At 45.4% G+C, this 6,816-nt stretch carries 6 protein-coding genes and 1 pseudogene; all 7 read right to left on the minus strand.

Annotated elements, in window-relative coordinates; translation table 11 throughout:
• Nucleotides 1-274: 274 nt before the first annotated feature.
• Nucleotides 275-1,561 (minus strand): 3-phosphoshikimate 1-carboxyvinyltransferase, encoded by a 1,287-nt coding sequence (gene aroA, locus DCC82_RS11775; protein WP_097354685.1) that lies wholly within the window; start codon nucleotides 1,559-1,561, stop codon nucleotides 275-277.
• Nucleotides 1,562-1,576: 15 nt separating this feature from the next.
• Complete coding sequence (locus tag DCC82_RS11780) at nucleotides 1,577-2,680, minus strand: prephenate dehydrogenase (RefSeq protein WP_097354686.1); 1,104 nt, start codon at nucleotides 2,678-2,680, stop codon at nucleotides 1,577-1,579.
• Nucleotides 2,681-2,736: 56 nt separating this feature from the next.
• On the minus strand, nucleotides 2,737-3,834 hold the full coding sequence (gene hisC, locus DCC82_RS11785; RefSeq protein ID WP_097354687.1) for a histidinol-phosphate transaminase: 1,098 nt from the start codon (nucleotides 3,832-3,834) through the stop codon (nucleotides 2,737-2,739).
• Nucleotides 3,835-3,872: 38 nt separating this feature from the next.
• Nucleotides 3,873-4,688 (minus strand): tryptophan synthase subunit alpha, encoded by an 816-nt coding sequence (gene trpA / locus DCC82_RS11790; RefSeq protein ID WP_097354688.1) that lies wholly within the window; start codon nucleotides 4,686-4,688, stop codon nucleotides 3,873-3,875.
• Nucleotides 4,642-5,856 (minus strand): tryptophan synthase subunit beta, encoded by a 1,215-nt coding sequence (gene trpB, locus DCC82_RS11795; RefSeq protein WP_062677570.1) that lies wholly within the window; start codon nucleotides 5,854-5,856, stop codon nucleotides 4,642-4,644. The genes trpA and trpB overlap by 47 nt, the downstream gene beginning before the upstream one ends.
• The gene (locus DCC82_RS11800; RefSeq protein ID WP_015864275.1) at nucleotides 5,849-6,487 is read right to left on the minus strand and encodes a phosphoribosylanthranilate isomerase; all 639 of its coding nucleotides are present in this window, start codon (nucleotides 6,485-6,487) and stop codon (nucleotides 5,849-5,851) included. Before DCC82_RS11800 ends, trpB begins: the two co-directional genes overlap by 8 nt.
• Nucleotides 6,474-6,816, minus strand: a pseudogene (locus tag DCC82_RS11805) (hypothetical protein); the annotation flags it as partial. The gene DCC82_RS11800 and the pseudogene DCC82_RS11805, both read right to left, overlap by 14 nt.

Raw genomic sequence — 6,816 nt, forward strand, 5'->3', positions numbered from 1 at the left:
GCGATTCATCTCCCACTTACTCCGCTTCGCTTCGTTGAAGTGGGAGTCTTCTCGCCTAATTAAGATAAAAGTATATTTGATTTCCTGCTTTAAGCAATCTTCCTTTATGAACCGTAATAACAGGAACATGATTATCATAATCGACAATAGGCGTTTCGGCAACTAAACGGCTCACTGATATGGCATGTCTTCATTCCCCCTTTACGACAAGCTATGAAGGAATGAAAAGACATATGAATAAAAAAGCAAGAAACCTGTATTTGGTTTCTTGCTTCTACATTAAGGAATGAAGATGATCAAAAAACGATGGATAAGAGACTGCCACCGCTTCTGGACGTTTTAAACAGACAGTTCCTTGCGTAATGCAGGCAGCAATCGCTAGCATCATGCCAATACGGTGATCACCGTAGCTATCAACGACAACGTCCTTTGCCTTTAACGCTGATTTTCCATGAATGACCATGCCATCAGCTGTCGCTTTAATATCCGCGCCAAGTTTTCGCAGCTCTGTCACAACCGTATCAATTCGATTCGTTTCCTTCACTTTCAATTCGCTCGCATCTTTAATAACGGTCGTACCTTCCGCCTGTGTTGCAAGCAAGGCAATGATCGGGATTTCGTCGATTAATCGCGGAATAAGAGCGCCGCTAATTTCCACTGCTGTTAGATTCGAGGTGCGAATGGTAATATCGCCAAGCGGTTCTGTTTGCTCGTTACGAATGTTTTCGATCGTCATTTCCGCACCCATTTTTTGCAGCACATCGATAATTCCCGTTCTTGTCGGATTGAGCCCGACATTTTTTAACGTAATTTCGCTGTTTGGTACAATCGCGCCAGCTACTAAGAAAAAGGCGGCAGACGAAATATCTCCCGGAACGTATATATTTGTGCCTACTAGCTGCTGCGGTCCGGTAATGGAAACTGTAAGGTCGTCCACTGTTACGCTTCCACCGAACAACCGAATCATTCGTTCGGTATGATCGCGAGAACGATGAGGTTCCGTTACTGTCGTAGTTCCATTTGTTGTCAATCCCGCCAATAAAATCGCCGACTTCACTTGTGCGCTCGCGACAGAAGACTCGTAATGAATGGGCTGAAGTTCGCCGCCGCGAATGGATAACGGGGTATAGTTCCCATGCTCGCGGCCGTCAATGTGCGCACCCATCATTTTTAGCGGCTTTGTCACTCTACCCATCGGCCGCTTGGCGATCGATTCATCGCCAATTAAGCAAGAATGGAACGGACATCCCGCTAGAATCCCGAGCAATAATCTTGCCGTTGTCCCGGAATTGCCAACATTTAAAATGTCAGATGGCTCCTTAAGACCTTTTAATCCCTTTCCTTCGACAACAACATCGCTTCCGTTTTGCTCAATCGACACTCCCAATTTTCGAAAACAATCGATCGTACTTAAACAATCTTCTCCCTGTAAAAAATTCGCGATGGTCGTTGTTCCATTAGCAATTGCTCCAAGCATCACAGCACGATGGGAAATCGATTTATCCCCTGGAACATTGATGGTTCCTCGTAATGATGAAATATTGGTTCGCAACGGTTGCACATCTTCCCCCTCCGTTTACACTTCATATGTTTCGTAATTCGTATGTCTTTGAATACAGGCTTTCGCCTTCGCCCGATCTTCCTCGCTTTGAAAGCTAAGGCGGAGCACACCGTAAATTTCTTCCCTTGTCTCAATAATACGAATATTTGTTATGCTAATTTGTTCTTTTGCAAGATAGCCGGTAATTTCGGAAATAACCCCAGGATAATCAGGAACATCGACATATAGATCGTAAAAAGATGGAATTGCCCCTTTCGTTCGCGCTGGAAGCCCGTCGCGAAATTGTTTTGCTTGTAAAAAATACCGGTAAATCGCTTCGCTATTTTCCTCTTCCACAATGGAACGAAGCTTTTGCATCTCTGAAATCCAGCCATCAAATAGCGCCAACATTTCGTCTTTATTATGTATAAAAATATCGCGCCACATTTCCGGGTTGCTTGAAGCGATGCGCGTAATATCACGGAACCCCCCTGCGGCAAGACGGCTGACAAGCGGATTTTCTTTTTCATACTGTTGTGCTTGATGGACAAGACTTGCTGCAATAATATGCGGAAAATGGCTAATCACTCCAGTAATGCGATCATGTTCTTCTGGCGACAGCACAACAAACTGTGCTTTCGTTCCCTTTAGCCACTCTTTTAGCCGTTCCACATCCCTTGCCGCTACATCATTCGTCGGCGTCAAAACGTAAAAGGCGTTTTCAAACAAATGCGCCCTTGCTGCAGCAACGCCGCTTTTATGCGAACCTGCCATCGGATGGCCGCCGATAAACGTTATTCCTTGCTTTCCTAACTGTTTTGCATGTTTGACAATTCGTTGCTTTGTGCTTCCAACATCCGTGACAATTACATTTTCTTTTAATACACTGAAAGGCATCTCCGCCAAGATTTTTTCCGTTTGCATAACAGGAGTGGCTAAAATGATTAGATCAGCCTGTCTCAACCCTTGTTCAAGGGAAAAAGCAATTTCATCAATCACTTTTAATGAACGAGCAAGTTTCAGCTCATTCTCATTTACATCATATCCGATAATGACGGCGTTCGGATGCGCTTTTTTTATCGCTAGCGCCATCGAACCACCGATTAAACCAAGTCCAACAACAAAGACGTTTCCTTCCAACTGCTTCACCTTCTTGTGTAAAAATGCTCCCGTTGCTTAAAAGCAACGGGACGGCCTTATATAAGCTGCTTTTCTTTCAACATTTGCGTTAATGCATGAATGATTCGTTCGTTTTGCTCTTTGGAACCAACCGTAATGCGCACCGATGTCGGAAAACCGAGCGCATTGCCGGAGCGAACGATGATGCCCCGCTCAAGCAAATATTGAAACACTTCGTTTCCCTCGATACCAAAATCAATTAAAATAAAGTTCGCTTGTGACGGATAACAGCGCAGCCCATTTTCCTCACAAAAACGATAAAACGTCTCTAACCCTTGTTTATTTTTTTCGACACATTCGCGAATGAATGCTTGATCATCTAAAGCAGCAATGGCAGCTGCCTGTGCGACGCTTGATGTATTAAATGGCTCGCGCGCCGGTTCGATCTCACGAATGAGCGTTTCGCTGGCAATACCGTATCCAACCCGCAGCGCTGCTAAACCGTATGCTTTTGAAAACGTACGCAAAATCATTAAATTATCATATTGGCGGAGAAGTGGAACGGTTTGCGGATAATCATTCGCCGTTGCGTATTCATAATACGCCTCATCCAAAACGGCAAGGACATGGCTAGGAACTCGCTCAAGGAAAGAGGTTAACTCCTGCTCGTTCACATACGTTCCTGTCGGATTGTTCGGATTGCACACCCAGACGATGCGTGTCTGTTCGTCAATCGCGTTCAGCATCGCTTCTAGATCATGGCGCCCATCCACAAGCGGAATTTCGCGAATTTCCGCCCCTTCAATCACCGCATTATGGCGATATTGCGGAAACGTCGGCGCAGCCATCACCGTATTTGTACTCGGAGATAAAAACGCGCGGCAAATAATTTGCACAACTTCATCCGATCCGTTGCCGAAAATAAGCTGCTTTTCGTTTACCCCAAGATGCGCGGCAACTTTCTCGCGCAACAGACGCGCGTATCCATCAGGATAAAGTGCAAGATCATCTAATTGTTTCATAATCGCCTCTTTCACCGCAGGCGAACAGCCGTATGGATTTTCATTGGATGCTAGTTTAATAATGTCGGCAAGCCCATACTGCCGCTTTACTTCTTCAATGGATTTTCCCGGCTGATAAGGGGAAAGCCCCCGCAACTGTGTTTTAATTTCCATGATGACACTCCCTATCCTTCAGTTATTGCATGCCGTATTTATCGCAACGGTGCTGTTAGCGAGCGAGCGTAACGGCGAAACTCGGCAAGCGCCTCCTCTTTTTTCTCTTCCGTTTGCAAAAGGTCGTTAAGCTGTTCAATTTTTTGGACAAGCGCGCTGCCAATGACAACACCGTCACAATAGTTTTTTAGCATGCTAACTTGTTCGCTTGTCGAAATGCCAAATCCAACAACGATAGGAACGCGGCTATGCCGCTTTACTTCTGTCAAAAAGTCGTTTAATGTTTCCGGCAATGTATCACGCACGCCGGTCACACCGAGCGATGAAACGCAATATAAAAATCCTTGCGCATTGGAGGCAATCATTTCAATTCGTTTTTTCGACGTCGGTGCTACGAGAGAAATAAGCGGAATTCCCGTCGCTTCACCGAGTTTACGAATCAGCTCACTTTCTTCAAACGGCAGATCTGGAATTAAAATGCCGTTCACTTCATTTTTTCGCGCTAAAGCAAAAAAGGATTCTTCTCCTAATTGTAACACAGGATTGTAATACGTAAAGAGAATAATCGGAATTTTTACTCCTTTTTTTCGCATTTCCGGAACTAATTCAATTGCTTTTTTTAATGTCATTTGCTGGCGAAGCGCTCTTTTTGCCGCCCGTTGAATAATCGGTCCGTCCGCTAACGGATCGGAATACGGAACGCCTAGTTCAAGAATGTCAGCCCCTGCTTCCTGAAGCGCCAATGCGAGTTCGATCGTTATATCCGGCCGGGGATCTCCGGCGACAATAAACGGAATAAACATCGGTTTAGTTACGGTTAGCAACTGCAATGCCGTTTCCTCCTTTTGCAACATTCATCATTGTCTGCACATCCTTATCACCGCGGCCAGATAAACATACGAGCACCGTTTGATCGCTTCGAAGCGTTTTCGCAAGTTGAACCGCCTTCGCTAAAGCATGCGCTGACTCGATCGCCGGAATGATCCCTTCTTCCCGAGATAACAATTGAAATGCCCAAATCGCTTCCTCATCCGTAACACTTTCGTAACGAACGCGGCCGATGCTGGCTAAATAAGCGTGTTCCGGTCCAACACCTGGATAATCGAGGCCTGCGGAAATAGAATATGGCTCAATAATTTGCCCATGTTCATCTTGCAATAAATACGTCAGCGACCCATGAATGACTCCTTTTGTCCCTTTTGTGATCGTTGCAGCATGGTGCGGCGTATCGATTCCTTTTCCCGCCGCTTCTACACCAACAAGCGTTACGTTATCTTCTAAAAACGGATAAAACATGCCAATTGCGTTGCTTCCGCCGCCCACGCACGCCACAATCACATCCGGAAGTTTTCCTTCCCGTTCGAGGAATTGCTGTTTCGCCTCATCACCGATAATACGCTGAAATTCGCGCACCATTTTCGGATATGGATGCGGGCCGACAACAGAACCGATCATATAGAAATGATCATCGCAATGTTGCACCCAATAGCGGATCGCCTCGTTTGTCGCGTCTTTTAAGGTACGATTTCCACTATATGCAGGAACGACTTTGGCACCTAATAATTTCATCCGGAATACGTTTAATTCCTGACGTTTTATATCTTCTTCCCCCATAAATACGATGCATTCCATCCCGAAATGAGCCGCTACCGTCGCCGCGGCAACACCGTGCTGACCTGCTCCCGTTTCCGCAATAATCTTTTTCTTTCCCATTCGTTTTGCAAGCAATGCTTGCCCAATCGCGTTATTGATTTTATGGGCGCCTGTATGGTTTAAATCTTCTCGTTTTAAGTAAATTTTTGCACCGTTTAGTTTTTTCGTTAAATTAGACGCAAAAGTAAGCGGTGTTGGACGTCCAGAATACTCTTGTAAAATTCGGACGTATTCTGCTTTAAACTCCTCATCGGCAAGTGCTTTGGCAAGCTCTTCTTCTATTTCCTCAAGCGGCCGCATTAATGTTTCCGGAACGAATTTTCCGCCAAAATCGCCAAATCTGCCATTCTCGTTTGGAACGTTATACATAATTCGCCACCTTCTCTTCAATTTCTTTCATTTTTTTTATGCTTTTTTCTCCGTTTTCTTCGATGCCGCTGCTGATGTCGATGCCGTAAGGACGGTACGAAAGCAGCTTTTCAATATTTTCCGGGGTGATTCCGCCGGCAATGAAACAAGGAACTGCTTGCCGCGCAGCTTCCTCTAAATAAAACGGAACATTTTCCCAATCGAATGTCATTCCGGTTCCGCCCCACGCTCCGTTTACACGACTATCTACTACATATCCGTCCGCAACACCGGCATATTGCTTCATCTTCGCGAGCGCCTTTTCATCGTGATGAATCGCCTTCCAAACGGAAAGATCTGTCATTTCTTTTATTTTTGCAATGTGTTCGACTGTTTCATGGCCGTGGCATTGGATCACCGCAAGCGGAAGTTGTGACGCCGCGTGGATGATTTGATCGATTGGCGCGTTGACAAACACGCCGACAAGCTGTTTGCCGCCAAGCGATATATATTGGAGCCATTGTTTTACCATTTCCACTTCCACTTTTCGTTTGCTTTCCGCAAAAATCAGCCCAACATAATTTGCTCTGCTTCGAACGCTTTTTTGTAAATCAGACGCGGTGCGGTTGCCGCAATATTTAAGGACCGGCAATGGATTCAACCTCCCGAAATAATTCGTAAATCGCTGCTTCCACGTCGTCTTTTCTCATCAGCGATTCTCCGACGAGCACGGCGTCTGCACCGTATGTTTGCACCGTTTTTAAATCATGAGAAGTGCTGATGCCGCTTTCGCTGACAATAACGCTGCCCGATGGCACAAACGGAATGACCTTGCTTGTCGTTTCCAAAGAGGTGACAAACGTATGCAAATCGCGGTTGTTAATCCCAATGATTTCTGGAATAAAAATATCTACCTGAATCCGTGACAAAACATCTTTACAATGGTCGCAAACCGTTGATACGATAAGGGAAAACGACGTT

Source organism: Geobacillus sp. LYN3, assembly GCF_003064505.1.
Classification (GTDB): Bacteria; Bacillota; Bacilli; order Bacillales; family Anoxybacillaceae; genus Parageobacillus_B; species Parageobacillus_B toebii.